Below are 462 nucleotides of genomic sequence, written 5' to 3' on the forward strand. Positions count from 1 at the left end.
CCGTAGGCAAATCGTGCAGTTAATATAAATTTTGTTACATAAAACCTTGCTATCATCTTACTAGTAACTCTTATTCATTTCCATACCATACCGATATGTACGTTTGCTGCTAAGTATAACCATATCAATATAAGGAGGAAGCAGGAAGATGAAACGATTATTTATAGCAGGGATGATTTTTATACTTTTTTTATCTTTAGGTGCTGTATCTTCTTCAGCCGCAGGAAGTTTTACCTCTAAAACATATAACGGAAGGACATACAAACTGTACGTACCTAGCAGTTATCAGGGAGGTGCTGCCTTACCTCTAGTAGTTATGCTGCATGGCTGTACTCAAGACCCTGATCAATTTGCAGCAGGAACACAAATGAATGAACTGGCGGAGACAGAGAAGTTTCTTGTTCTTTATCCAGAACAACCCTCTTCTGCTAATTCAAATAAGTGTTGGAACTGGTTTGATAC

Annotated in this window: 1 protein-coding gene; it reads left to right on the plus strand. The window is 37.9% G+C overall.

Features of this window, described 5'->3' with window-relative positions; translation table 11 throughout:
• Positions 1-148 precede the first annotated feature (148 nt).
• On the plus strand, positions 149-462 hold a 314-nt coding region (locus tag AC1DWA_RS33370), incomplete at its 3' end, for a CE1 family esterase (protein WP_477917766.1).

Source organism: Rhodococcus sp. P4_F3_2, assembly GCF_056401335.1.